Below are 24,386 nucleotides of genomic sequence, written 5' to 3'. Positions count from 1 at the left end.
TTGGCGCTGGTTAGCGTTCTTGTCAAAGAACTTAACAGTAAAAATTCTTTGGAAGACCTGTTGGTTGCGGTTACAATGAGAATTATTCGCAACAAGAAGACCTTGCGGTAATCTTTGACTCAGCCAGGCATGCACATTGAATGACTGCATGCCGCCATGCCCAGCTGCATGGTTTAGCCAGGACGATCTCTGCGCAGATCGTGATTGCCTTCTTCATCACTCCAACAGCGCGAATGTTTCGCTGACCTGCACCTGCTGTTCGTGGCTTTGGCCATGAGGCGCAGCCGTGTCTGGTCGATGTGCATCTTCTTCCAAACTCATCATGCAAATTCATGCAGCCGCTGCTGCAGGCCTGGCCATGGCCTGCGCGTCTTCGTCTTTCCGTCCTCTGTTCACCACCCGCCGGTCGCTGCGTCCTGTGCTGGGCATGGCGCTGGCTGCAGCAGGCCTGCTGACCCACGGGCTGACGGCGGCGCAGGAGAAATCTCTGGAGACCGTGGTGGTCACGGCCTCGGGCTTCGAGCAGGAGATCAAGGATGCGCCGGCATCGATTTCCGTCATCACCCGCGAAGAGCTGGAAAAAGGCAGCTACAACAATCTGCATGATGCGCTGCGCGACGTGCCAGGCGTGAATCTGGTGCCTTCGGACAACAATTCCAACGACATCAGCCTGCGCGGCATGGGCGTGAACTACACCCTGATCCTGGTGGACGGCAAGCGCACCAATACCCGCGAAACCCAGGCCAACGGCTCCACCGGCACCGACCAGAGCTGGGTGCCGCCGCTGGAGGCGATCGAGCGCATCGAGGTGGTGCGCGGCCCCATGTCCTCGCTCTACGGCTCGGACGCCATGGGGGGCGTGATCAACATCATCACGCGCAAGGTGGCCAAAGAGTGGATGGGCTCCATTCGCACCGAAGCCACGCTGCAGGAACGCTCGTCTTCGGGCAATATCTACCAGAGCAATTTCTATCTGTCCGGCCCCATACAGACCGATCTGCTGGGCCTGAGCATCTACGGCAACTACAACAAGCGCGGCGAGGACAACATCCTCAACGGCTACAACGACTACGACAATCGCGCGCTCAACGTCAAGCTGGCGCTGACGCCCAACAAGGACCACGACATCATTGCCGAGCTGGGCACGGGCAAGCAGCACTACACCTCGACGCCGGGCAAGACGCTGGCGGCCACGGCCGCACTCAGCGACCGCAAGTTCGAGCGCGACAACTTCTCGCTGCAGCACAAGGGCCGCTGGGGCTGGGCGTCCTCGGACACCTATCTGCAGCAGGAGAAGACGCGCAATCTGTCGCGCGACATGACCATCAAGAACACGGTGTTCAACAGCAGCTGGGTGGCGCCGCTGGGGGCCAGCCATCTGCTGACCACGGGCGTGAGCTACAACGAGCAGGACCTGAACGACACCACCACCAACACCTTGCCCAATGCCAGCCGCACCAGCATCAACCGCAGCCAGTGGGCCGTGTTTGCCGAGGACGAATGGCGTCTGCACAAGGACTTCGCACTGACCGGCGGCCTGCGCTACGACCATGACAGCCAGGCCGGCGGCCAGGTCAGCCCGCGCCTGTATGGCGTGTGGAATCTGGCCCCGCAGTGGACGGTCAAAGGCGGCGTCTCCACGGGCTTTCGTGCGCCGTCGCTGCGTCAGACCGTGGGTGACTGGGGCCAGAGCAGCCGTGGCGGCAATATCTACGGCAACCCCGATCTGAAGCCCGAAACCTCGCTGACCAAGGAAATCGGCGTGCTCTACGACAGCGGCGCCGGCACCACGGCAGGGCTGACGGTGTTCGACAACGAGTTCGAGGACAAGATCACCCGAGTGGCCTGCCCCAGCTGCGGCCCGCTCAACAGCTCGGGCCGCGTGCCCACCACGAACATCAATGTGGACAACGCCATCACGCGTGGCCTGGAGGCTTCGCTGGGAACTCAGCTGAGCAAGACGCTGCGCCTGAAGACCAACTACACCTTCACCAAGTCCGAGCAAAAGAGCGGCGAGTTTGCCGGCCAGCCGCTGAACCAGCTGCCGCGCCATCTGTTCAATGTCTCGCTGGACTGGAGCCCCACGGCCCAGCTCAACAGCTGGCTCAAGGCATCCTACCGCGGCAAGGAAAGCGCACCCACGGGCGGAGCGTCCTCGGGCAGCTTCACCCAGAAGAGCTACACCATGCTGGATCTGGGCGGCTCCTACAAGCTCAACAAGACCGTCACGCTGTACGCGGGCATCTACAACCTACTGGACAAGCAGGTCATCTATGACGGCGTCAATTACGACACCGTGCTCGACGGCCGCCGCTACTGGCTGGGCATGAACGTCAAGTTCTGATCCTCGCCATCGCAGCCGTTGCCGCAATGCCCGGCAAGGGCTGCCGACTTTTCTTCTGTTTTGCTTTTCAAGGTTCTTCATGCAACAACTGATCAGCCGTCGCGCCGCCAGCCTGGCACTGCTGGCGATGGCCGGCACCGCCTGGGCGCAAACGCCGCAGGCTCTGTCGTCTGCGACCCAGCCCGCCCGCATCCAGGTCGAGCATGCCAGGGGCGTGACCGAGCTGCCTTTGGCGCCGCAGCGCGTGGTGGTTTACGACCTGGCTTCGCTGGACACCATGCAGGCGCTCAAGCTGCCGGTGACGGGAGTGCCCAAGGTTCATTTCCCCGCCTATCTGACGGGCTACGCCGATGCCCGTTACCAGGTGGCGGGCTCGCTGTTCGAGCCCGACTACGAGGCGCTGAGCCGCATCCGCCCTGATCTGATTGTGGTGGCCGGCCGCTCGGCCAGCAAGTACGAAGCGCTGAGCCGTATCGCACCGACACTGGACCTGAGCACTTCGGGCAAGGACTTGCTCGGCGATATGCAGCGCAATGTGACCGCGCTGTCCAGCCTGTGGGACAAGCAGGCGCAGGGCGCGCAGCTCATGCAGCAGGTGCGCAGCGACGTGGAAGCCACCCGCGCTGCTGCGGCCAAGGCCGCGCCAGGCCTGCTGGTGCTGGCCGTCAATAAAAACATGAGCGGACAGACGCCGGGTTCGCGCTTCGGTCTGCTGCATGACGTGCTGGGCGTCAAGCCTGCCTTGCCCGCAGATCCGGCGCAGGCGCGCGGCATTGCGCTGAAGATGGACGATATCGCCAGGATTGACCCCGAGTGGCTGTTCGTGATTGACCGCAACGCGGGCACGGGCAGCACCAAGGACAAGGACGGCAAGCCGGTCGTGCCGTCGCGTGAGCTGTTCAACAACGACATCATCAAGAACACGCGTGCGGGCCGCGCGCAGCAACTGGTGTTCGTCGATCCGCAGCTCTGGTATTTGCTGGGCAGCAGCGGCCCCCAGGCCATGCGGGCCAATGCGCAGCAGATTCGCGCTGCACTCGAGCGCTAGGCTCCGCGAAAGATAGCAAAGTTAATAGCTGCTTTCGCCAATGAATAAAGGGTTTCAATGCATAAAAGCATTGAAACCCTTTATTTTCATGCGCAGCAAGCTATCTAAAAGTAGCAGGCATCGGGTGCGGAAGGCTCGGGCGGCAGCAACTGCTTGCCAATCAGCTGCCAAGCCTTGGCGGCATCGGCCTGGCCGGCGAACAGATGGCAACTGGCGGCAGTCATGGCGATGCGGCCGTTCTCGGGCTCCAGGTCGAAGGCCAGCTCGCATTGCGCAGCGGCGTTGGCCCACATGACCAGCGCGTTCCGGTTCTCCTCCTTCTGCAAGGCGTGGGCCTCGGCCATCCAGGCCTGTGCCAAACGAAAGGCGGCTTCCGGCTCGCTCATATCGGCCTTGTGCGCCAGATAGAACTCCTTGCCGGCTGCCTGCCAGAAGGCGCGGGCCTGCTCGAAGTCCTGCGTGGCAATCTTCTGGGCCTGCTGCACCAGCGCGTTGCCGGCCTGCAGATGGGCCTGATAGGTGGATGCGTCTTGATCTTGGGACATGGCTGTTATTGTCCTCATTGCCTGGCCTCGCGGAGCGCGACCGCGTGCATCTCCCCTGGACGGCCCCGGGGCATTACCGGCGCCTGCGGGTAGGCTTGCCGCTAGTAGCGGAAGTCCAGCTGATGCGGGCCCTTGCCGATCTCTGCCGTTTGGGTCTTGCTTACGCCCTCCCTGGTGGTGGCGGTGATCTTGTAGCTGCCGGCAGGCAGCTGGATCAGGCAGACCGGGCCGTTGGCCGTGAAGCGGCTGCTGTCCTTGCCGGAGCTGATCTCGACCGCCACATTGGCCAGATAGGCACCGTCCTTTTGCGCAAACAGCAGCGACAGCGGGTAGTCCTTCATCGCGGCGCGCATGAGCGTGGACTCGTCCTCGCCTATGCCGCCGCAGCTGTAGCGCAGCGCGCCGGCCTGCTGCATATCGGGAATCCGGCCCTGAGCCAGAGCGGGCAGGCCGAGACCGGCACTGGCGGCCAGAACCAGGCAGGCAGCGTTTCTCAAGCAATGCATGGTGTTTCCTTTCAGCGATGCACGGCCGGCCATCTTGCGGCCTGACCGCGCAGCTCCATGTCATCCCTGCTCGGTGCTGCGTGTGGGCCTCATCGGCTTTTACGCCCGGTTGCCGGATGAAACAGGCGCCCGTGCTTGTGCATCCTGGCCCGCAGGCAGACTCAGCCCGATGCTGGTGATAGACAGGCCGGAGCGTGCAAACGCCTGTCCGCCATGCATGCGCGCGATCGCGGCCACGATGGACAGGCCCAGGCCGTGGTTGCGATCGGCCTGGCTGCGCGCTGCGTCCGAGCGGTAGAAGCGGTCAAACAGCCTGGGCAGATGTTCTGCGGCAATGGCCTGACCCTGGTTCTGCACCGCCAGCGTGACCTGGCCGGCCTGCGGCGTGCTGATCTGTATCTCTATGCAGCTTCCCGGCGTGGCATAGCGGGTGGCATTGCCCAGCAGATTGGACAGCGCCCGGCGCAGCAATCGCGCATCGACCTGGGCCTGCGCATCGCCCTGCACCCGCACCTGCAGATCAGCCTCCTGCAGCGCGGCCTCGTGATACTCCACCACTTCGTCCGCTAGGCTGGCCAGGCTGGCCACCTGAATGCGGTGCGCGCTTTCGCCGCGATCAGCGTGAGAGAGAAAAAGCATGTCCGCCACGATGCCGGCCATGCGCTGCAGATCCTCCAGATTGGAAGCCAGGATGTCGCGCAGCTCGCCCGCATCGCGGGGCTTGCGCAGAGCCAGCTCGCAGCTGCTGATGAGCGTGGTCAGCGGGGTGTTGAGCTCATGGGCGACATCGGCGTTGAAGGCCTCCATCTGGCGGTAGGCCACGGCCAGCCGCTCCAGCAGCGCGTTGAACTGGGCAATCAGCGGACGCAGCTCCTGGGGCTGGTTGCTGTCGTCAAGCCTGGTCTGCCAGTCGTGCGTGAGATCCTTGGCGCCCAGTTGCCGGGTCTGCTCCACCAGCGAATGCAAAGGCGCCAGCCCGCGGCGCACCAGCCAGGCGCTGAACAGCGACACCAGCAGAGCACCGCTGACGGCAGCAAGGCCCAGAATCCAGGCCAGCTGGCGCAGCAGGGCATCGTCGGGGCGGCGGTCCAGCATCAGCAGCACCTGTACGAGCTGCTGCTCCTGCGGATCCACATGGGCTGGCAGCACGACGCTGAAGCTGCGCCGTGCGCTGTGAACATCGTCCAGGGGCTGGTGCAGTTTCTCGAACAGCAGCGCGCCGCTGGCATAGCTGACGCGGATCGACATATCCTCGTGGCCCGTGAGAAAGTCGGACAACATGTGCTGCATGCTGGACGCGGAGCGATTGGCACGCGCCTGTTGCAGAAGATGCGTCACCGTGACCTGCTTTTGCTCCAGGCTTTCCTGCTGGCGCTGGGCCAGTGCCAGCCAGCTGCCCCAGTACACGGCCACGCAGACCAGGCCCAGGCCCAGCATGGTCTGCAGGGCCAGCGAGCGCGACAGCCGGCGGCTCAGGTTCGGGATCTGAGGAGTGCTTGGAGAGACGTGATCAGCGGTCATGAGTGGCTGCTATGCTGGAAGATTCATTGTTTGCGGTTTGCTGGAAAAAGGAACGAACCATGAGTCTTGGTAACGCCATCATGAACAACTACGCCTTCTTGCTGGAGATGTACGAGGACAGCTATTTCCCTGAAGAACTGGTTCGCAAGGGCGAGGATATTCTGAGAGAACTCTGCCTGCAGATAGAGCAGCAAAAGCCGCAGAATCTGGAGCAGCTGTATCGATTGACCCACGCTGCGACCGAGCGTTTCAACGATCTTCAGCAGGAGTTCGAAGAGCAGGGCAGCGAGCTAGAAACGGCGGCACGTGAATGCATTGCGGCTGACTTCGAGGCCATTGCCAAGGCTTATGGTTTTGAAGAGGCGGATGTGGAGGAACTGATCGCTCTACGCGAATGGTAAGCACCGGCTATCAGGCATCAAGGCGAAGCTCCAGCACATAGCCCATGCCGCGCACCGTGTGCAGCAGGGGCAACTCGAACGGCGCGTCGAGCTTGAGGCGCAGGCGGCGCACGGCGACCTCGACGACATTGGTTTCGCTGTCGAAGTTCATGTCCCAGACCTGGGAGGCCAGCTCGGTGCGCGACAGCACTTCGCCCTGGCGCCGCAGCAGCAGACTCAGCAGATTGAACTCCTTGGCCGTCAGGTCCAGTCGCTGGCCGGCACGCGTGGCGCGGTGACGCAGCAGATCCAGCTCCAGATCGGCCATGCGCAGCACAGTGGCTTCGGGCGTGGCCTGGGCCTGCAGGCCACGGCGCAGCAGTGCATGAATGCGGGCCACCAGTTCTGAAAATGCAAAAGGCTTGACCAGATAGTCATCGGCGCCGGCCTGCAGTCCTTTGACGCGGTCCTCCACCTGGGCGCGGGCCGTGAGCATGAGCACTGGCGTCTGGCGGGACTGGCGCAGAGCCGCCAGCACGGCCAGGCCGTCTATGCCGGGCAGCATGCCGTCCAGAATGATGAGGTCGTAGGGCTGCTCGGTGGCCAGATGCAGGCCGTCAATGCCGTTGTGCGCGGCATCGACCACAAAGCCTTCCTCGCCCAGGCCTTTTTGCAGGTATTCGGCGAGTTTGGTTTCGTCCTCGATGACTAGAAGCTTCATGCGCAGATTGTCGAGCAAGTCGGTCGTTTGCGAAGATGACAAATTTGTCATCTTGAGGTCAGAACCCTGTGGGGGCCGCGAGGCTAGATTTGCTCCGCTTGCACAAGACTGCCAATGGAAGGGCAGGCATGCCGGCGGAGCATCACCATGACATTCATCACCAAGGCGGCCGCTGTGTTGCTGGGCAGCGGTTTGGGCCTTTTCGTGCCTTGTGCCTGGGCGCAACAAACTGCGCCCGCAACAGCAGCGGCAGCCGCCCCCATCAGCCTGCAGGCCGCACTGGCGCTGGCCATGGAGCACAACCCCGGTCTGCGAGCGGCAGCGCAGGCCCTGGCGGCCAGCGAGGGGGCGCTGATCCAGAGTCGCGCCAGACCCAACCCCGAGCTGGCCTATTCGCAGGAAGACACGCGCCGCGAAACCAGGTCCATGACTCTGCAATGGAACCAGTCCATAGAGATCGGCGGCAAGCGCGAGGCTCGCATGAAGGCGGCCGGGCATGGTCGCGAACTGGCCAGGGCCGAGCTGGAGGCCGCGCAGGCTAGTCTGCGTGCCGATGTGCGCACGGCATTTGCCAATGTGCTGGCCGGCCAGCAACGCGTGCAACTTCACCAGAGGACGCTGGAGATTGCCAGCAGTGCCCGCGATGCCGCGGCCAAGCGCGTGCTGGCAGGCAAGGTGGCTCCGCTGGAGGAAACCAAGGCCCGCGTGGCCGAGAGCAGTGCCGAGTTGGCGCTGGCGCAAGCGCGCTCCGGTCTGCGTGTGGCACGTCAGCAGCTGGCGGCGCTGTGGGGAGCGCAGCCAGCGGCATTTGGCAGCGCGGAGGGGGAGCTGGCGCAACTGCCTGTGCTGCCCGATGAGGGCCTGGTGCTGGAAAAGCTGGAGCATTCACCGCAGATGCTGCGCGCGCAGCAGGCCGTTTTTCAAGCCAGGTCCGTCGCCGAGCTCGAGCGTGCCAAGCGCCTGCCTGACCCCAGCGTGAGTCTGGGCATGAAGCGTGCGCAGGAAGTGGGACGCAATCAGCTGGTGGTGGGTGTCTCTGTGCCGCTGCCGATCCTGGACAGCAACCGCGGCAATCAGCTGCAGGCGCTGCGTCTGGCCGACAAGGCCGAGGATGAGCTGCTGGCCACGCGCCAGCAAATGTACGCACAGTTGCAGCAGCAACGCGAGCAGCTGCAGACCAGCCGGGCCCAGGCCGAGCAACTGGCGCAGCAGGTCCTGCCGGCGGCCGAGTCCGCTTACGAAGTCGCAGCCAAGGGCTTTGCCCTGGGCAAGTTCAGCTATCTGGAAGTGCTGGATGCCCAGCGCACGCTGGCCGAGGCACGCAGCCTCTATCTGGAGCAACTAGTGGCAACCCATCAGGCGGCTGCGGACATCACCCGCCAACTGGGCGATGTGCCCGGTCTTGAGTAAGAACAAGCACGTATCATGAATTCCACATCCTCTAAGCCCCGCCGCACGGCGATTGCCATCGCCATCATTCTGGCGCTCGGTGCGGCCGCTGCTGCAGCCATTGTCTACGGTACGCAGCCGGCGGCTATAAGCGCCGAAGGCCACGGTCACGGTGCTGCAGAGAAGAGTCATGCCCATGAAGAAAAGAACGGGCATGAGCATGACGAAAAAGAGGGGCATGACCATGGCAGCGAGCCTGGGCATGAACAGGCAGCAAGCACCGGAAAACCCGCAGCCAAGCCTGAATCCGCTCATGCCGATGATGAGGATGAAGGTCTGCTCAAACTCGATGCCGAGCGTGCCAAGGCTGCGGGCGTGGCGCTGGCCGAGGCCGGCCCTGCGTTGATCGCCAGCATGCTGCAGTTGCCGGGCGAGATTCGCTTCAACGAGGACAGGACGGCTCATGTGGTGCCGCGGGTGGCGGGCGTGGCGGAGAGCGTAGCGGCCAATCTGGGGCAGGTGGTAAAGAAGGGCCAGTTGCTGGCCACCCTGACCAGCCCTGCGGTATCCGAGCAGCGCAGCGAGCTGATGGCCGCGCAAAAGCGTCTCGCACTGGCGCGCACCACCTATCAGCGCGAAAAGCAGCTGTGGCAGGAAAAGATCTCTGCCGAGCAGGACTATCTGCAGGCCCAGCAGGCACTGCGCGAGGCCGAGATCGCGTCCGCCAATGCGCAGCAGAAGCTGGCTGCGATCGGTGCCGGCTCAGGCTCTGCCGGGGCGCTGAACCGATTCGAGCTGCGCGCGCCCTTCGATGGGGTGGTGGTGGAAAAGCATCTTTCCGTGGGCGAGGCCGTGCAGGACAGCACGGCCGTGTTCACCATCTCCGATCTGCGTTCGGTCTGGGCCGAAATGAAGGTGGCCGCCAGCGACCTGCCCTTTGTGCGCGTGGGCGAAAAGGCCACTGTGCATGCGACGGCCTTTGAATCGAAAGCCACGGGGACGGTGGCCTATGTGGGCGCCTTGATAGGGCAGGAAACCCGCACGGCACCAGCACGCATCACCTTGGACAACCCGGATGGCATCTGGCGTCCGGGCCTCTTCGTGAATGTGGATCTGACGGCGTCCAGCCAGAAGGCGGCGGTGACGGTGGCCAGTGCGGCCATCCAGAAGATCGACGGCGACAAGCCAGTGGTGTTTGTGCCGGTGGACGGCGGCTTCAGGGCGCAGGCCCTGAAGCTGGGCAAGACCGATGGCCAGAACACCGAAGTGCTGCAGGGCCTGAGCACAGGCCAGCGCTATGTGAAGGACGGCAGCTTCGTCCTGAAGTCCGAGCTTGGCAAGGCAACAGCCGAGCATGTGCACTGATTAGCCACCCCCTGAGGCGCGGCGCGCCTTCCCGTTGCACGGGCGCCCCCAAGGGGGACGACACCCTCGCCTGGGCGGCCCCGCCGCGGGGCGGCCCCGCCGCGGGGCGGCTCTTGCTCGGTGTCTCTGGTTTGGATTGCGCCAGTGTGACAGGGCAGATGAAGATATTTGGAGTTTGAATGTTTGAGCGCATCATCCGCTTTGCGATTGCCCAGCGCTGGCTGGTCATGCTGGCCACGCTTGCCCTGGTGGGCCTGGGTATCTACAACTACCAGCGTCTACCCATCGATGCCGTGCCCGACATCACCAATGTGCAGGTGCAGATCAATACCTCCGCTCCCGGCTATTCGCCGCTGGAGACCGAGCAGCGCGTCACCTTCCCCATAGAGACCGTGATGGCCGGCCTGCCGGGGCTGGAGCAGACCCGCTCGCTGTCGCGCTACGGCCTGTCCCAGGTGACGGTGGTATTCAAGGACGGCACGGACATCTACTTTGCACGCCAGTTGGTTAACGAGCGCATGCAACAGGCGCGCGATGCCCTGCCGGCGGGCGTCGCGCCTGCGCTGGGGCCTATCTCCACGGGGCTGGGCGAGATCTATCTGTGGACCGTGGAGGCTGATGAGGGCGCCACCAGACCCGACGGCTCACCCTATACACCCATGGATCTGCGCGAGATCCAGGACTGGGTCATCAAGCCCCAGCTGCGCAATGTGGCGGGAGTGACCGAGATCAATTCCATTGGCGGCTTCGCCAAGGAATATCTGGTGGCGCCCCAGCCGCAAAAGCTGGCGGCCTATGGCTTCACGCTGGCCGATATCGTCGCAGCGCTGGAGCGCAACAACGCCAATGTGGGTGCCGGCTATATCGAACGCCAGGGCGAGCAGTATCTGATCCGCGCACCGGGACAGGTGGGGGGTATTGCCGATATTCGCGAAGTCATCGTGGGCTCGGCACAAGGCCAGCCGATTCGCGTGCGCGATCTGGCCGATGTGGGCCTGGGTCGCGAGCTGCGTACGGGGGCCGCCACGGACAACGGTCGCGAAGTGGTGCTGGGTACGGTGTTCATGCTGATTGGCGAGAACAGCCGTGCCGTGGCGCAGGCGGTGCATGAGCGCATGCAGGTGATCAACAAAAGCCTGCCGCCCGGCGTGAAGGCCGTGACGGTGTACGACCGCACCAATCTGGTGGATAAGGCCATTGCCACGGTCAAGAAGAACCTGATCGAAGGGGCGGCGCTGGTCGTGGCGATCCTGTTCCTGTTTCTGGGCAATCTGCGGGCAGCGCTGATCACGGCGCTCATCATTCCGCTGTCCATGCTGTTCACCTTCACGGGCATGGTGCAGATGCGCGTCAGCGCCAATCTGATGAGCCTTGGGGCGCTGGACTTCGGCATCATCATTGACGGCGCGGTGGTGATCGTGGAGAACTGCGTGCGCCGTCTGGCCCATGCCCAGGCAGCAGCAGGCCGATCGTTGACCCGCAGCGAACGTTTCGAGGAAGTGTTTGCGGCAGCCAGGGAGGCAAGGCGTCCGTTGTTGTTCGGTCAGCTCATCATCATGGTGGTCTATCTGCCCATTTTTGCGCTCACCGGTGTGGAAGGAAAGATGTTCCACCCCATGGCGCTGACGGTGGTGATCGCGCTGCTGGGTGCCATGCTGCTGTCTATCACCTTCATCCCTGCCGCGATTGCGCTGCTCATGGGCGACAAGGTGGCAGAGAAGGAAAACCGTTTGATGGAGTGGGCGCGCCGTGCCTATGCGCCGGTGCTGGACAAGGTCATGCATGCACCAGCAGTGGTGTTGACGGCGGCCAGCGTCATCGTCGCCTTGAGCCTGCTGCTGGCCACGCGCATGGGCAGCGAGTTTGCACCCAATCTCAATGAGGGCGACTTTGCGATTCAGGCCTTGCGCATACCGGGCACCAGCCTTACGCAGTCGGTGCAGATGCAGATGCAGATCGAGAGCGAGCTCAAAAAGCAGTTCCCTGAAATCGAGCGTGTGTTTGCGCGCACCGGAACGGCCGAGATCGCGTCGGACCCGATGCCGCCCAATATCTCGGACGGCTACATCATGCTCAAGCCGCGTGAGCAATGGCCCGATCCGACGCGCTCGCGTGATGATCTGCTGGCTGCCGTACAAGAGGCTGTGGAAAGGATTCCGGGCAGCAACTACGAGTTCTCGCAGCCGATTCAGCTGCGCTTCAATGAGCTGATCTCGGGCGTGCGCAGCGATGTGGCCGTCAAGATCTTCGGCGACGACATGGCTCAGCTGGAAAAGTCCGCGCAGGCCGTGGCCGCCATGCTGCAGAAGATTCCTGGCGCCTCCGAGGTCAAGGTCGAGCAGACCACTGGCCTGCCCATGCTCACGGTGCAGATCGACCGCGAAAAAGCCTCGCGTTATGGTCTGAACATGGGCGATGTGCAAGATGCCATCAGCACTGCATTTGGCGGGCGTGAAGCCGGCACGGTATTCGAAGGTGACCGACGTTTTGCCATCCAGGTTCGCCTGCCCGAGGCCATGCGCAGCGATGTGGACAGCATAGGCCGCCTGCCGATTGCGCTGCCGCGCGGCGGCGACGGGCGTCTGGGCTTTGTGCCGCTGTCATCGGTGGCGACGGTGGAGCTGGCGCCGGGGCCCAACCAGGTCAGCCGCGAGGACGGCAAGCGCCGCATCGTGGTCAGCGCCAATGTGCGCGGGCGAGACATCGGCTCCTTTGTGGCGCAGGCTCAGCAGGAACTCGAAGGCGTTGCGTTGCCTGCAGGGTACTGGACACGCTGGGGCGGAACCTTCGAGAACCTGGAGTCCGCCCGCCAGCGCCTGATGATCGTGGTGCCCGTGGCGCTGGCGCTGGTGTTCACGCTGCTGTTTGCCATGTTCGGCAACGTGCGCGACGGTCTCATTGTCTTCACCGGCATTCCGTTTGCGTTGACCGGCGGGATTGCGGCGCTGTGGCTGCGCGGAATTCCGCTGTCCATTTCGGCGGCCATCGGCTTTATCGCACTCTGCGGCGTGGCCGTGCTCAACGGCCTGGTGATGATTGCCTATATCCGTTCGCTGCGTGAGCAGGGCATGGGTGTTGAACAGGCCGTCACCGAAGGGGCGCTCACGCGTCTGCGTCCCGTGTTGATGACGGCCCTGGTGGCATCGCTGGGCTTTGTGCCCATGGCGATTGCCACGGGAACGGGGGCCGAGGTGCAAAGGCCGCTGGCCACGGTGGTGATTGGAGGCATTCTTTCGTCCACGGTGCTGACGCTGTTGGTGCTGCCGCTGCTGTACAGACTTGGTTATCAGAAGCGCCAGTAGCCGTGCAAGCGCCAGCGTTCTGACTGGCGTTTCGATGTTCTCTGCACAGGGCCGATGCGAATGCATCGGCCCTTTTTGCATGGCGCTTCGTGCCAGGCAAGGCTTGCGAATCTTGAGCGCTGGCCCGATGCGAAGAAACGTACTGAAACACGGACGTCATCGGGATGACACGAGCTTTTCCTAGATTCTTGCCGGTCGAAACCTGTCGACATCAAAGCGAAAGACTCCATGCAAAACAAGCGTTTGATCAAGGCGCTGGCGCTCGCCTGTCTGACGGCCGCCACGTTGGCCGCCTGTGGTGGCAGCGATGACAGCCCGCCTGCTCCCACAAACCCGACCAATCCCACGACCCCCACGAACCCCACCGAGCCGGCCAAGCCGGAGATGCGCTGTGCTCCCTGAGCGCGGTGACAGACAAGGCTTCACCATGATTTCGCGACGCAACCTTCTGCAGGCCGGCAAGAACGCCGCCTTTTCCGCTGCCGCACTGGCGGCCTTTCCGCCCAGCATCCGCCGTGCGCTGGCCATTCCGGCCAACAATGTCACGGGCACGGTCATGGACGTACAGCATGTGGTGATCCTGATGCAGGAAAACCGCTCCTTCGATCAGTACTTCGGCACACTCAAGGGGGTGCGCGGCTTTGGCGACCGGATGACGATTCCCGTGCCCAACGGTCGCAAGGTCTGGCAGCAGGAGCGTGCCAACGGTACGGTCATCACGCCCTACCATCTGGACGGAACGGCCAACAACGCGCAGCGCGTTTCCGGCACCCCTCATTCCTGGCTGGACAGTCAGCAGGCCTGGGACAACGGCCGCATGTCGCGCTGGCCCGTGGCCAAGACGGACACCTCCATGGGCTATTTCAAGGAGCAGGAGCTGCCCTACCAGTTCGCGCTGGCCAATGCCTTCACGATCTGCGATGCCTACCACTGCGCCATGCACACTGGCACCGACGCCAACCGGTCATTCCACATGACAGGCACCAACGGTGCCATACCGCAGAACGTGGCCTTCGTGAATAACGAGTGGGATGCCATCAACGGCGTGCCCAGCGACGCCAACACCGGCTACACATGGAAGACTTATGCCGAGCGGCTGCAGGAAGCCGGGGTGAGCTGGATCAGCTACCAGAACATGCCCGACGAGTGGGGCGACAACATGCTGGGGGCGTTCCAGAACTTCCGCAGAGCGAATCTGGCCTCCGGCTTTCCGGTCTCCAGCGGCGGTGCGCCCAATGCGCCGTATACCAACACCGGCCAGGCCTTGCCCTATCACGCCTATGATGCGGCCAGCGACAACGCTGCCAACCCGCTGTACAAAGGCGTGGCCAACACCTTGCCTGGCAACAAGCCCGAGGAATACCTGGACGCCTTCAAGCGCGATATTCGCGAAGGCAGGCTGCCCCAGGTGTCCTGGGTCAATGCACCGTCCATCTATTGCGAACACCCCGGCCCATCCAGCCCGGTGCAGGGCGCCTGGTTTCTGCAGGAGGTGCTGGACGCGCTGACGGCCAATCCCGAGGTCTGGAGCAAGACCGTGCTGCTGGTCAACTTCGACGAGAACGACGGCTACTTCGACCATATGCCTTCGCCCTCGGCGCCATCGCAGAACGCCGACAAGACCTATGCAGGCAAGACCACGCTGCCGGAGGCTGATCTGCAGGCCGAGTACTTCACGCATGGCGCGCCGGTCGGCAGCCGCAGCCAGCCCGCCCCCGATGGCCGTGTCTACGGTCCCGGGCCGCGCGTTCCGCTGTATGTGATTTCGCCCTGGAGTCGTGGCGGCTGGGTCAACTCGCAGGTATTCGACCATACGTCGGTGCTGCGTTTTCTGGAGGCACGCTTTGGCGTGAAGGAACCCAATATCAGCCCGTTCCGTCGTGCGGTATGTGGAGATCTTCTGAGCACCTTCAACTTCAAGACGCCGAACAACGAGACCCTGCCCGTGCTGGCTGGACGATCCACACGCGATGTCGCCGACCAGCTGCGTACCGATCAGCAAAAGCTGCCCGCCGTGCCGGTGCCGCGCGATATGCAACTGCCTTTGCAGGCGGTCGGTACGCGTCCCTCGCGGGCCTTGCCCTACGAGCTGCACACCAGTGCGCGCTGTCAGGCTAACAGCCAGGTGGAGCTGGTGTTTGCCAACACCGGTACACAGGCGGCCGTCTTCCATGTCTATGACCGCTACAAGCTGGATCGCACGCCGCGCCGCTATATGGTGGAAGCGGGCAAGACGCTGGCCGATACCTGGGATGCCGTGCGCGACAATTTCGGCAAGTACGACCTCTGGGTGCTGGGCCCCAACGGTTTTCACCGCCACTTCAAGGGTGACCTGAATCGCCTGGGTCGTACACAGGCTGCCCCCGAGGTGCGTGTCTGCTACGACATCGCCAATGGCAATGTCTACGTGGATCTGATGAACAAGGGCGCTCAGGCTGCGGTGTTCACCATCACATCCATGGCCTACCTGAGCGACGGTCCATGGACGGTTAGCGTTGCCGCTGCCGCCAGCGCCGAGAGGCATTGGGAGCTGAAGGCCAGCGGCCAGTGGTATGACTTTGCCGTAACCTGCAACAGCGATCCGGCGTACTACCGGCGCTTTGCCGGCCGCGTGGAAACCGGTCAGCACACGATCAGCGACCCGGCCATGGGCGAGGTATAGCGACCATGCTGCGCCTTTGCTGACCTGTCTGGCATGCACCATTGGCCCTAATATGGCGGTCTTGTATGACGATGGATGCCTGCCATGACTTTCCCCGCACTGCGCGACCTTGTTGAAGACCTGCGTCATGCCCGGCCCGCGCTATGGGCCGGGCGCAGCGAAGGGGCTCGGTCCACGCACTCTATAGACGCAGCTCAGGTTCAGCAGGCTGTACAGCGTTTTGAACGTTTTGCACCCTTGCTGGCGCAGCTGTTTCCAGGGTTGCAGGTGTCTGGCGGACGTATTGAGTCGGCGCTGCTGCACGTGCCGCAGATGCAGCAGGCTTTGCAGCTGCCCGAGCAACTGGGTCGGCTCTGGCTCAAGGCCGATCACAGCCTGCCAGTAGCGGGCTCCATCAAGGCACGCGGTGGCGTGCATGAGGTGCTGGAGTATGCGGAGCAGATCGCTTTGCAGCATGGCCTGCTGGCCGATGGCGACTATCTGCAGCTGGCCTCCGATGCTGCGCGTGCGGTGTTCGCCCGGTACCAGGTGGCGGTAGGCTCCACGGGCAATCTGGGCCTGTCGATTGGCGTCATGGCTTCGGGCCTTGGCTTCAAGGCAACGGTCCATATGTCTGCCGATGCCAAGGAGTGGAAAAAGCAGCGCCTGCGAGCCCGTGGTGTGCAGGTGGTGGAGCATGCCGGCGACTATGCCCAGGCCGTGGCCGCAGGCCGCGCGCTGGCCGACCAGGATACGCACTGTCACTTTGTGGATGACGAGCATTCGCTTTCGCTGCTGCTTGGCTATGCGGCGGCGGCTCCGTACCTGGTCGCGCAACTTGCACAGAACGGGATTGCCGTGGATGAAATGCATCCTTTGTTTGTCTATATTCCCTGCGGCGTGGGGGGCGCACCCGGCGGCGTGGCGCTGGGTCTGCAGCAGGCATTCGGGCCGCATGTGCATTGTTTTTTTGCCGAGCCCGTGCAGTCGCCCTGCTTCATGGTGGAGATGCTCGCCGGTGCTGCAGCGCTGCCTGGTCTGGAAGCCCATCCTTCGGTCTATGAGCTGGGCTTGAACAACCAGACCGAGGCCGATGGCCTGGCAGTGCCGCGTGCATCGGAGCTGGCTGCCGACGTGGTGCGTGGTTTTCTCGGCGGAGTTTTCACGGTGGAGGACGAAACCCTGTTTCGCCATCTGTGCCTGTTGAAGGATAGAGAGGGGCTGCAGATCGAGCCATCGGCCGCAGCGGGCTTTAGCGGTCCGCGCGCCCTTTTGGAGAGTGTTGCGGGTCAGGATTATCTGCAGCGCCAGAAGCTGTTGCCGCACATGGCAAACGCCACACATATTGTCTGGACCACGGGCGGCCTGTTTGTCCCCGACGAGGAGTACGCGAGGTTTCTGGCACGTGGACGCGATCTGCTGAACTGAGCACCTTGCCTGGTTACCTGGGTCTTGGCGCCGTGCCCGCTTCACTCATCAGCATCAGCAGGCTGCGGTTGAAGTCCTCCACCACCAGCAGGCGGCCCGCATGATCGAGGCCGATGCCCGTGGGGCGCCCGCCGGGGCGCAGACCGGGCCTGGCGTCCCAGTTGCTCAGCCATTGAATGGGTTTGCCAGAGGGCCGGCCCTTGTCGTCGCGCGCAAAGCCCACGAGGCGTTGACCGTCTGCGCGCTGGCCGTGCCAGGCCACCAGCAATTGCCCGCCAAATGCGCTGCCCACAGGCGTGGCCAGCATTTGCAGCGGAGCCACGTGGGCGGGCCAAAGCATATGCGGTGCCTCGGTCTTGCTGCAGTCAAAGCGCTTTTCATAACCCTGTGCGTTCTGGCGTGCGCCTATGCAGTAAGGCCAACCGTAGTCGGCACCCGCGCGCAGCAGGTTGAGCTCCTCCGGCGGTTGCCTGGGGTCGCGGTAGTCGATATTGTTTTCGCCTTGCCAGACGGTACCTGCCGCAGGGCCGTCGGGCATCACGGCCAGCGCCATGGAGTTGCGCAGGCCGCTGGCAAAGGGTGTGAATTCCTTGACGGGCTGCTTGCCGGCCTGCAGCACCATGCGCCAGACGGCAGCGCGCGGCATGGCCGCGCTGCGCTCGGGGCAGGGCACGGCTTGCTTCTGGTCTTCACCCCGGCAGGCATCGGTGGCCGATCCCATATTGACGTAGAGGCTGCCGTCCGGCGCAAACGCCAGCTCCTTGAGCAGGTGCGCACCGTCGGCCGGCAGGCCGCTGGCCAGCAACTCGGGCTGAGGTGTCTGTCCGAGTGAAGGCACTGCAGCGCGCCATATCTTGTCGGCCTCGCCGATATAGATTTTTCCGTCCGGACCGCGCGCCATGCCCGAAGGGTAGTTGAGCTTGCTCAGCAACACTCTGGCTTCAACGGCCCTGGCCGTGGTGTTGGCATTGGCGGGAGTCGCCGCGTCTGGCGGCAGGCGCAGCTCGATCAGCTGGCCCACCTGGGGCATCCAGTTGCCCATGTCCAGCACCCAGATACGGCCCGGCTCAATCTCCAATACGCGGCGCGGAAAGCGCAGACCATGGGCATCGTCGGCTATCAGCCCTACGCAGGTGCCCGAGGGACTGGTGATGGCCAAGCGTGGATAGATACCGCATTTGCCGGTGGAGGCATAGCCGCGTGCATGCGCACCTGGGCTGGCAGCCATGAGCAGCAGCGCAGACAGACTCAGAATCAACCGGTATTTGCGCTGCATGGCTCTCCTGGCGGTTAAAAGCGCGGCAGATCGGGATGGGCAATCTGTCCGCCGCGCACCAGCATCTTGCCGTACTCGGCGCAGCGGTTGAGCGTGGGAATCACCTTGCCGGGGTTGAGCAGCGATTGCGGATCAAACGCCGCCTTGAGCGCGAACATCTGGGCGTTCTCGGCCGTTGTGAACTGGGTGCACATGCTGTTGAGCTTTTCCACGCCCACACCATGCTCGCCCGTCACCGTGCCGCCCATGGCGACGCTGGTTTCCAGAATGTCGGCGCCGAACAGCTCGCAGCGGTGCAATTCGTCGGGGTTGTTGGCATCGAACAGGATCAAGGGGTGCAGATTGCCGTCTCCTGCATGGAACACGTTGGCGCAGCGCAGCTGGTATTTCTTCTCCATCTCCTGAATCGCCAGCAGGATGTCGGCCAGACGCTTGCGCGGAATGGTGGAGTCCATGCACATGTAATCGGGGCTGATGCGGCCGCTGGCGGGGAAGGCGTTCTTGCGCCCGCTCCAGAAGCGCAGACGTTCTTCCTCGCTTTCGCTGACGGTGATGGCCGTGGCGCCGGCGTGGCGCAGAACTTCGCTCATGCGGGCGATCTCTTCCTCGACCTCCTCGGGCGTGCCGTCGCTCTCGCACAGCAAAATGGCTTCTGCAGTGAGATCGTAGCCGGCGCGCACAAAGTCCTCCACGGCGGCCGTCATGGGCTTGTCCATCATTTCCAGTCCGGCGGGAATGATGCCGGCCGCGATCACCGCAGCCACTGCGTCGCCCGCTTTGCGCACATCGTCGAAGCTGGCCATGATGCAGCGCGCCAGCTGGGGCTTGGGCACGAGTTTGACCGTGACCTCGGTCACCACGGCCAGCATGCCTTCGCTGCCTATCATGACGGCCAGCAGGTCCAGGCCGGGGGTGTCGAGTGCATCCGAGCCGAACTCGACGGGCTCACCTTCGATGCTGAAGCCTTTGACCTTGTGCACGTTGTGCACCGTGAGCCCATACTTGAGGCAGTGCACGCCGCCCGAGTTCTCGGCCACATTGCCGCCGATGGTGCAGGCGATCTGGCTGCTGGGGTCGGGCGCATAGTACAGGCCGTAGGGGGCAGCGGCTTCGCTGATGGCGAGGTTGCGCACGCCGCACTGCACCAGGGCTGTACGGCTGTAGGCATCGACCTTGAGGATTTTGTTGAATTTGGCCAGCGACAGCGTCACGCCCATGGGGTGAGGCATGGCGCCGCCCGAAAGCCCCGTCCCCGCGCCACGTGCAATGACGGGTGCTCCTATGGCGTAGCAGGCCTTGAGCACGGCCTGCACCTGAGCATAAGTCTCGGGCAGGCAGACCAGCAGAGGGCGCTGGCGGTAGGCCGTCAGTCCGTCGCACTCATAGGGCGTGGTGTCTTCGCTCTGATAGAGCAGGGCATGCGCCGGCACATGGGGGCGCAGTGCCTCCACCACCTCGGCCTGGCGCCGGGCACGCTCGGACTGCTCGGGCGGGTGGTGCGCGGCGTTGGCCGCTGCGCTGGAGGTGGCGACGAGATCGGTAAAAGTGCTGGCGAACGTCATGCCTGCAAATGTAGGGGATGCGCCCGCGCATTGGTGTGAGCTTTATTGCAAAGCTGCTTGAAATGCTTTGCGACGATGATGATATTTGCTCTTTAAATGATAGCTATCGACGATTGATGAATAAGACTGGGAATTGATTTATTCCCTGAAGTGGCCGCTCGCATCAATCATGGTCAACCCCACATAGCTGGAGCCGGTGCGCGGCGGTGTGAAGCGCAGATGCATGGCGCCGTAGCGAATCTCGCCCATGGCGTCGAGGGCGGCCAGCAAGCCCGCTCGATTGCTTGTGGGTGCAGCTTTACGCAGCGCATCCAGCAAGGTTCGGGTGTTGAGAAAGACTTCCAGGCCCAGATAGGAGGCAGGCGGCATACCGCCGTGGTCGAGGAGCTGCTGGTAGTCCTTGATGGCCGGAACCGCGCCCTTCCAGGGACTGGGCACCAGGGTGGTGAAGGCAATGCCGCGTGTATAAGGGCCCAGCCCTTGCACCACCGCACGGTTGGCCTGGGCGGCCAGGTTGTAGAAAGGCGCCGTGACATGAGCCTGTCTGGCCATGGTGATCAGACCTATGGTGGCAGGGGCGCCCGCCAGCACGATGACGCCTTGAAGATCGGGCAGGGCGGCCAGCTGTCTGGCCAGGTCCGGGGTGTTGCTGCCCGATGCCTCCACGGCCAGAGTTGCCGCGGCCTTGAGATCATTGGCTGCAAAGGCGTTCAGGGCGATCTGCAGGCTGTTTTTACCGAAGCCGTCGTTCTGGTGAACGATGGCGATCCGCCGCAGACCTATGGTCTGCATCTGCTGCAGCATGGCCGCGACTTCTGCCTGGGTGCTGGCGCGCAGCGGATAGATGAAACGGCCCGGCTGCTGGCGCATGCTGCCGGCTCCGGCAATCACGCCCACCAGGGCCGTCTGGCCTTGCTGTACCTCGGGTTGCATGGCTGTGCAACTGGCCGTTCCCCAGCAGTTGAGCAGGGCCAGGGCTCCTTCCTGGATCAGTTGGCGTGCATTGCTGGCGGCGCGCTGTGGCTCGTAGCCATCGTCCAGCACCTTGAGTGTCAAAGCTTTGCCGCCCAGGCCTCCCTGCTTGTTGAATGCCTCCACCTGCGCCTGCATGATGCTCATCCCTTCCTTGCCGGCCTCGGCCTGCGAGCCTGACAGTGGCAAGCTGGCGCCTATGGTGAGCCTGTTCTCCTGCGCATGCAGGGTCAGGCTGGTGGTGATGCTGGCGGCCAGTAGCCAGGCGCAGCGCGATGGGGTTTGCATGGGTCTCCTCCTCGTTGTTGTGAGCCCATGGTGGGAGGACTGCAACAAGGATGGGAGAGGGCAACTGTGGCCATGTTGGCTGGGGGCGACGTTATGGTGTTTTGCCCCGCTTGTGAGATACGGGCTTGATCTGCATCGCCCCATGGCCTTGCGTCGTCATCTGCTCTCCAGTATCCACAGGCGCTTGCTGGCGCGGGTCATGGCGACGTAGAGCATGTTGCGCTGTGGGTCGCTCGCATTGGGCGAGAAGTGTCTGGAATTGACAAAGGGCACGGCCACATACTCGTATTCATGGCCTTTGCTGCGTTCTACCGTGAGCAGTTGCAAGCTGGGTTTTTCATGGCGCTGATGCTGCGCGATGCTCGACTGGACCATGAGGCTGAGGCGGCCCAGGAATTCATCGACGGAAAGCCCGGAGCAGATGCGCGACAGCGCTTGCAGGCTGGCCAGGCACTGGCGCAGTTCGTCCTGGCTGATGGGGGCTTGGGCGAAGAACTGTCGCAACAGAGGGTGCAGAAGCAACTGCCCCGCATCGGCGCACTGGTCTGCGGGCAAGGCCAGCAACCGGGCACAGGGGGAGTCTGGTGCGATGTAGGCGGCGAGGAAGCGGCGCATGGCGGCTTGCTGTCCCATGAGTTCGGCGGCAATGCGCAGCGTGTCGGACTCCGGCGGGGCGTCGCCCAGTGCAGTCATGTCGAACAGACCGTTGGCCAGCAGATCCCGGTCGGGCGGGCTGGCATGGCGCACATAGCGCATCAGACCTTCGGCAGCGCTGCTCAGAATGCCTTGCGAGAGCAGCGCACCGCCGCTGCAGCCCTGCATGGCCCACAGCATGGCCAGCACCAGGGCGATTTCGCGGCGCTGGTAGAAGCGCTGCATGCCTTTGCAGGCATAGTGCACGCCCTCGTGGGCGAACAGCCATTCGAGCAGTACCGAATCTTCGGGCGAATGCAGGATGACACGCAGCACGGCCGGCGGGTCCTGCGGTTTGCGGGGCTGGCGGGCCACTGCGGCATGAATATCCAGCAATTGCCGGGCGCAGTGCTCGTCATCGCCATGGCGATGTTCGAACCAGGCCGAGGCGTTGCGGTAATGGGCGTCGAACTCCACGCCGAAGAGCTGGTTCAGTTCCTGGCAGATGACGGGGCCGAAGCGATAGGTCGTGTTGAGCGTGGCCTGGCCGGTGCCCGTAGGCAGCTCCTGCAGGATGCGCTGGGCGCTGTCGCCAAAGATGGAGGAGGCGCCCGGCAGTATGTGCTGGTTGAAGTCGCCGACACCGATGAAACGCCCGTTGCCGCGCGCCAGATGGCGCAGCACCAGCAGCGCGGCTTCGTCAAGGTCCTGCAGTTCGTCGAACAGCACGGCTTCGAAGCGACCCTGCAGCAGCGGGAAGCCGGCATCGAAGTCCAGTGCTGCCAGCTGGCAGGCCAGCGCGTAGGTGCAGTCGCCGGGCGCATAGAACAGCGGCTCCTGGGTGGGGCCTGCGCGTAGCCGCTCATAGCTGCGCAGCAGCCGGTACAGGCCGTAGTCCAGAGCGTTGTCGCGGCAATATGCCAGCGCGCCGAGGCCGCTGTCGTCGATGTCGAGTTCCAGCATGCACTGCTTGGCCTGGGCCTCGAAAGCGAGGAAGGCGCTGATGTCCAGAGACCGTGCGAAATAGTCCGCCAGTTCGGGTATGTCGAGCTCGGCATGCCGTTCGGCCTCTTGCGACAGCGCTTCATGCGCCTGCTGGATGAGCAGGTTCTTTTCCAGGCTGGAGGAGAGCATGGGGACAGGGTCTCCCTGCTCTTCGAGTAGGCGGGCGCAAAAATGCTCCAGAGTGAGCAGATGCAGGCCTTCGAGGCGCACGGCGGAGATCCGGTCCAGGCGCGCCTGAATGGCCTTGATGCCGGCCTCCGAGTAGGCCAGCATCAGCACGTTGCGCGCGCCCTGGGTGCGGATCAGGTCAGCGGCCTTGATGGCCAGCGTAGTCGTCTTGCCCGTGCCGGCCAGGGCACGGATGAGCAGCGAAGACGCTTCGCTGTTGAGCGCCTGGTTCTGGTCAAGGCCGGGGTACAGCCTGGGCTGCAGGTTCATGCAGTGGGTGCTCCATCTTCGTTATCCATCGAGCTATCCGTGCAACGGCTGTTCGCCGGTCCAGGGACTGCGAGCAAGAACTGCGCCGCCGCGAAGCCGCCGGGTTGCAGCTCAGCCCATGGCCTTGCGCAGCCACTCGGCGAAGGCCGCACATTCCCAGCGGTCCATGATGCCGGTCTTCCAGCACAGATAGTGTGCGTGGGGACTGGGAGCATCGACATCGAACAGGCGCACCAGCGTACCGTTTTCCAGCCAGGGGGCGCCGAGCTTGTGGCGTACCAGGGCAATCCCCATGCTGGCCGATGCGGCGTCGCACATCAGACCGATGTCGTTGAACTGCGAGCCTTCGTTGGGCTCGGCCATGTCGAGGCCGGTCGCGGCGAACCAGGTGCGCCAGGGCTCCAGCGGGCTGCGCAGCAGCGGCATGCCTTCCAGGTCGTCCGGGCGCTCGAACGGGCCATGTTCGCGGATGAAGCTGGGCGAGGCCAGCGGCGTGACCGTGTCGCGGGCCAGCTCGATATGCTCCACATCGGCATAGTGGCCGGCGCCGAAGCGCACCATCAGGTCGGCATCCTCGCCGATCACATCCAGCAGCGGAATCGACACCTGCAGCGCAATGTCTATCTCGGGATAGGCCTCGGTGAACTGGCGCAGGCGCGGGATCAGGATCACGCGCGCAAAGGTGGGGGTGACGGCCAGCTTCAGGCGTCTGCGCCCAGGCGAGGCTGACGCTCCTGGAAAGCGTTGCAAGGCGCCAAGGCCTTCACGCACATGGGCCAGATAGGAGCTGCCGTCCGTGGTCAGCGAGAAATCCGTTCGGCCGAACAGGCGAGCCCCCAGAATCTGCTCCAGCTGCTTGACCCTGTGGCTGACGGCACTGGGCGTTACGCACAGCTCCTCCGCCGTCAAGGTGACCGAGCGCAGCCGCGCCAGCGCCTCGAAGGTGAGCAGGCACTGTATCGGCGGAATCCGCCTGGCCGTAATGCTGTTCAAGGCGCCGGGGCTGCGGGTCATACAATCAA

18 protein-coding genes are annotated in these 24,386 nt (G+C 63.7%); 9 read left to right on the top strand and 9 right to left on the bottom strand.

The genetic code is table 11. From position 1 onward, the window contains the following. Positions 1 to 322: 322 nt before the first annotated feature. Positions 323 to 2,344: a ligand-gated channel protein gene (locus MPZ60_RS22935; RefSeq protein ID WP_034354947.1), complete on the top strand. Its 2,022-nt coding sequence runs from the start codon at positions 323 to 325 to the stop codon at positions 2,342 to 2,344. Between the two features lie 79 nt (positions 2,345 to 2,423). Further along, positions 2,424 to 3,392, top strand: a complete 969-nt coding sequence (locus tag MPZ60_RS22930) for a siderophore ABC transporter substrate-binding protein (protein ID WP_034354944.1) — start codon at positions 2,424 to 2,426, stop codon at positions 3,390 to 3,392. 104 nt (positions 3,393 to 3,496) lie between these two features. Here the strand turns inward: MPZ60_RS22930 and MPZ60_RS22925 are convergent, their stop codons facing one another. From MPZ60_RS22925 to MPZ60_RS22915, 3 genes are all read right to left on the bottom strand, one after another. Next, the gene (locus MPZ60_RS22925) at positions 3,497 to 3,937 is read right to left on the bottom strand and encodes a hypothetical protein (protein ID WP_034354941.1); all 441 of its coding nucleotides are present in this window, start codon (positions 3,935 to 3,937) and stop codon (positions 3,497 to 3,499) included. Between the two features lie 101 nt (positions 3,938 to 4,038). Next, positions 4,039 to 4,443 (bottom strand): hypothetical protein, encoded by a 405-nt coding sequence (locus tag MPZ60_RS22920; RefSeq protein WP_238585683.1) that lies wholly within the window; start codon positions 4,441 to 4,443, stop codon positions 4,039 to 4,041. Between the two features lie 99 nt (positions 4,444 to 4,542). Next, on the bottom strand, positions 4,543 to 5,964 hold the full coding sequence (locus MPZ60_RS22915) for a heavy metal sensor histidine kinase (protein WP_034354937.1): 1,422 nt from the start codon (positions 5,962 to 5,964) through the stop codon (positions 4,543 to 4,545). Between the two features lie 59 nt (positions 5,965 to 6,023). Between MPZ60_RS22915 and MPZ60_RS22910 the strand changes: the two genes are divergently transcribed. Then, positions 6,024 to 6,365: a DUF5713 family protein gene (locus tag MPZ60_RS22910; protein ID WP_034354934.1), complete on the top strand. Its 342-nt coding sequence runs from the start codon at positions 6,024 to 6,026 to the stop codon at positions 6,363 to 6,365. Positions 6,366 to 6,375: 10 nt separating this feature from the next. On the opposite strand, the gene MPZ60_RS22905 is transcribed toward MPZ60_RS22910, so the two are convergent. Next, entirely contained in the window at positions 6,376 to 7,065 is a 690-nt protein-coding gene (locus tag MPZ60_RS22905) for a heavy metal response regulator transcription factor (protein WP_003068520.1), read from the bottom strand. 147 nt (positions 7,066 to 7,212) lie between these two features. Here MPZ60_RS22905 and MPZ60_RS22900 point away from each other — a divergent pair, with 147 nt between their 5' ends. The 6 genes from MPZ60_RS22900 to MPZ60_RS22875 all read left to right on the top strand — a co-directional run bounded on the left by MPZ60_RS22900 (position 7,213) and on the right by MPZ60_RS22875 (position 17,190). Further along, a complete protein-coding gene (locus tag MPZ60_RS22900) occupies positions 7,213 to 8,475 on the top strand; it encodes a TolC family protein (RefSeq protein WP_034354932.1) in 1,263 nt (420 codons plus the stop codon). A gap of 15 nt (positions 8,476 to 8,490) precedes the next feature. Then, on the top strand, positions 8,491 to 9,819 hold the full coding sequence (locus MPZ60_RS22895) for an efflux RND transporter periplasmic adaptor subunit (protein WP_034354929.1): 1,329 nt from the start codon (positions 8,491 to 8,493) through the stop codon (positions 9,817 to 9,819). Between the two features lie 179 nt (positions 9,820 to 9,998). Continuing rightward, positions 9,999 to 13,121 (top strand): efflux RND transporter permease subunit, encoded by a 3,123-nt coding sequence (locus tag MPZ60_RS22890; RefSeq protein ID WP_034354926.1) that lies wholly within the window; start codon positions 9,999 to 10,001, stop codon positions 13,119 to 13,121. 228 nt (positions 13,122 to 13,349) lie between these two features. Beyond that, a complete protein-coding gene (locus MPZ60_RS22885) occupies positions 13,350 to 13,523 on the top strand; it encodes a hypothetical protein (RefSeq protein WP_165570867.1) in 174 nt (57 codons plus the stop codon). 25 nt (positions 13,524 to 13,548) lie between these two features. After that, positions 13,549 to 15,783 (top strand): phosphocholine-specific phospholipase C, encoded by a 2,235-nt coding sequence (locus MPZ60_RS22880; protein WP_187771832.1) that lies wholly within the window; start codon positions 13,549 to 13,551, stop codon positions 15,781 to 15,783. A gap of 75 nt (positions 15,784 to 15,858) precedes the next feature. After that, positions 15,859 to 17,190 carry a D-serine ammonia-lyase gene (locus tag MPZ60_RS22875; RefSeq protein ID WP_080746146.1) on the top strand — a complete coding sequence of 444 codons (1,332 nt, stop codon included), beginning with the start codon at positions 15,859 to 15,861 and terminating at the stop codon, positions 17,188 to 17,190. 13 nt (positions 17,191 to 17,203) lie between these two features. On the opposite strand, the gene MPZ60_RS22870 is transcribed toward MPZ60_RS22875, so the two are convergent. The 5 genes from MPZ60_RS22870 to MPZ60_RS22850 all read right to left on the bottom strand — a co-directional run bounded on the left by MPZ60_RS22870 (position 17,204) and on the right by MPZ60_RS22850 (position 24,378). Further along, positions 17,204 to 18,466, bottom strand: coding sequence for a sorbosone dehydrogenase family protein (locus tag MPZ60_RS22870; RefSeq protein ID WP_034354919.1), 1,263 nt, complete (start codon positions 18,464 to 18,466; stop codon positions 17,204 to 17,206). A 14-nt stretch (positions 18,467 to 18,480) separates the two neighbouring features. Further along, positions 18,481 to 20,028, bottom strand: coding sequence for an FAD-linked oxidase C-terminal domain-containing protein (locus MPZ60_RS22865; RefSeq protein ID WP_034354916.1), 1,548 nt, complete (start codon positions 20,026 to 20,028; stop codon positions 18,481 to 18,483). 138 nt (positions 20,029 to 20,166) lie between these two features. Beyond that, a complete protein-coding gene (locus MPZ60_RS22860) occupies positions 20,167 to 21,288 on the bottom strand; it encodes an ABC transporter substrate-binding protein (protein ID WP_242881956.1) in 1,122 nt (373 codons plus the stop codon). Between the two features lie 156 nt (positions 21,289 to 21,444). Then, positions 21,445 to 23,364, bottom strand: coding sequence for a UvrD-helicase domain-containing protein (locus MPZ60_RS22855; RefSeq protein WP_034354910.1), 1,920 nt, complete (start codon positions 23,362 to 23,364; stop codon positions 21,445 to 21,447). Positions 23,365 to 23,475: 111 nt separating this feature from the next. Continuing rightward, entirely contained in the window at positions 23,476 to 24,378 is a 903-nt protein-coding gene (locus tag MPZ60_RS22850; protein WP_012840040.1) for a LysR substrate-binding domain-containing protein, read from the bottom strand. Positions 24,379 to 24,386 lie beyond the last annotated feature (8 nt).

The sequence above is a fragment of the Comamonas sp. 7D-2 genome (assembly GCF_022749555.1).
In the GTDB taxonomy this organism is placed as follows: Bacteria; Pseudomonadota; Gammaproteobacteria; order Burkholderiales; family Burkholderiaceae_C; genus Comamonas; species Comamonas thiooxydans.
This window is presented reverse-complemented; position numbering and strand designations above follow the sequence as displayed.

Coding starts and splice junctions, on each gene's coding strand:
- MPZ60_RS22935 (WP_034354947.1), top strand. CDS start 323: ATGCAAATTCATGCAGCCGCTGCTGCAGGCCTGGCCATGGCCTGCGCG.
- MPZ60_RS22930 (WP_034354944.1), top strand. CDS start 2,424: ATGCAACAACTGATCAGCCGTCGCGCCGCCAGCCTGGCACTGCTGGCG.
- MPZ60_RS22925 (WP_034354941.1), bottom strand. CDS start 3,937: ATGTCCCAAGATCAAGACGCATCCACCTATCAGGCCCATCTGCAGGCC.
- MPZ60_RS22920 (WP_238585683.1), bottom strand. CDS start 4,443: ATGCATTGCTTGAGAAACGCTGCCTGCCTGGTTCTGGCCGCCAGTGCC.
- MPZ60_RS22915 (WP_034354937.1), bottom strand. CDS start 5,964: ATGACCGCTGATCACGTCTCTCCAAGCACTCCTCAGATCCCGAACCTG.
- MPZ60_RS22910 (WP_034354934.1), top strand. CDS start 6,024: ATGAGTCTTGGTAACGCCATCATGAACAACTACGCCTTCTTGCTGGAG.
- MPZ60_RS22905 (WP_003068520.1), bottom strand. CDS start 7,065: ATGAAGCTTCTAGTCATCGAGGACGAAACCAAACTCGCCGAATACCTG.
- MPZ60_RS22900 (WP_034354932.1), top strand. CDS start 7,213: ATGACATTCATCACCAAGGCGGCCGCTGTGTTGCTGGGCAGCGGTTTG.
- MPZ60_RS22895 (WP_034354929.1), top strand. CDS start 8,491: ATGAATTCCACATCCTCTAAGCCCCGCCGCACGGCGATTGCCATCGCC.
- MPZ60_RS22890 (WP_034354926.1), top strand. CDS start 9,999: ATGTTTGAGCGCATCATCCGCTTTGCGATTGCCCAGCGCTGGCTGGTC.
- MPZ60_RS22885 (WP_165570867.1), top strand. CDS start 13,350: ATGCAAAACAAGCGTTTGATCAAGGCGCTGGCGCTCGCCTGTCTGACG.
- MPZ60_RS22880 (WP_187771832.1), top strand. CDS start 13,549: ATGATTTCGCGACGCAACCTTCTGCAGGCCGGCAAGAACGCCGCCTTT.
- MPZ60_RS22875 (WP_080746146.1), top strand. CDS start 15,859: ATGCCTGCCATGACTTTCCCCGCACTGCGCGACCTTGTTGAAGACCTG.
- MPZ60_RS22870 (WP_034354919.1), bottom strand. CDS start 18,466: ATGCAGCGCAAATACCGGTTGATTCTGAGTCTGTCTGCGCTGCTGCTC.
- MPZ60_RS22865 (WP_034354916.1), bottom strand. CDS start 20,028: ATGACGTTCGCCAGCACTTTTACCGATCTCGTCGCCACCTCCAGCGCA.
- MPZ60_RS22860 (WP_242881956.1), bottom strand. CDS start 21,288: ATGCAAACCCCATCGCGCTGCGCCTGGCTACTGGCCGCCAGCATCACC.
- MPZ60_RS22855 (WP_034354910.1), bottom strand. CDS start 23,364: ATGAACCTGCAGCCCAGGCTGTACCCCGGCCTTGACCAGAACCAGGCG.
- MPZ60_RS22850 (WP_012840040.1), bottom strand. CDS start 24,378: ATGACCCGCAGCCCCGGCGCCTTGAACAGCATTACGGCCAGGCGGATT.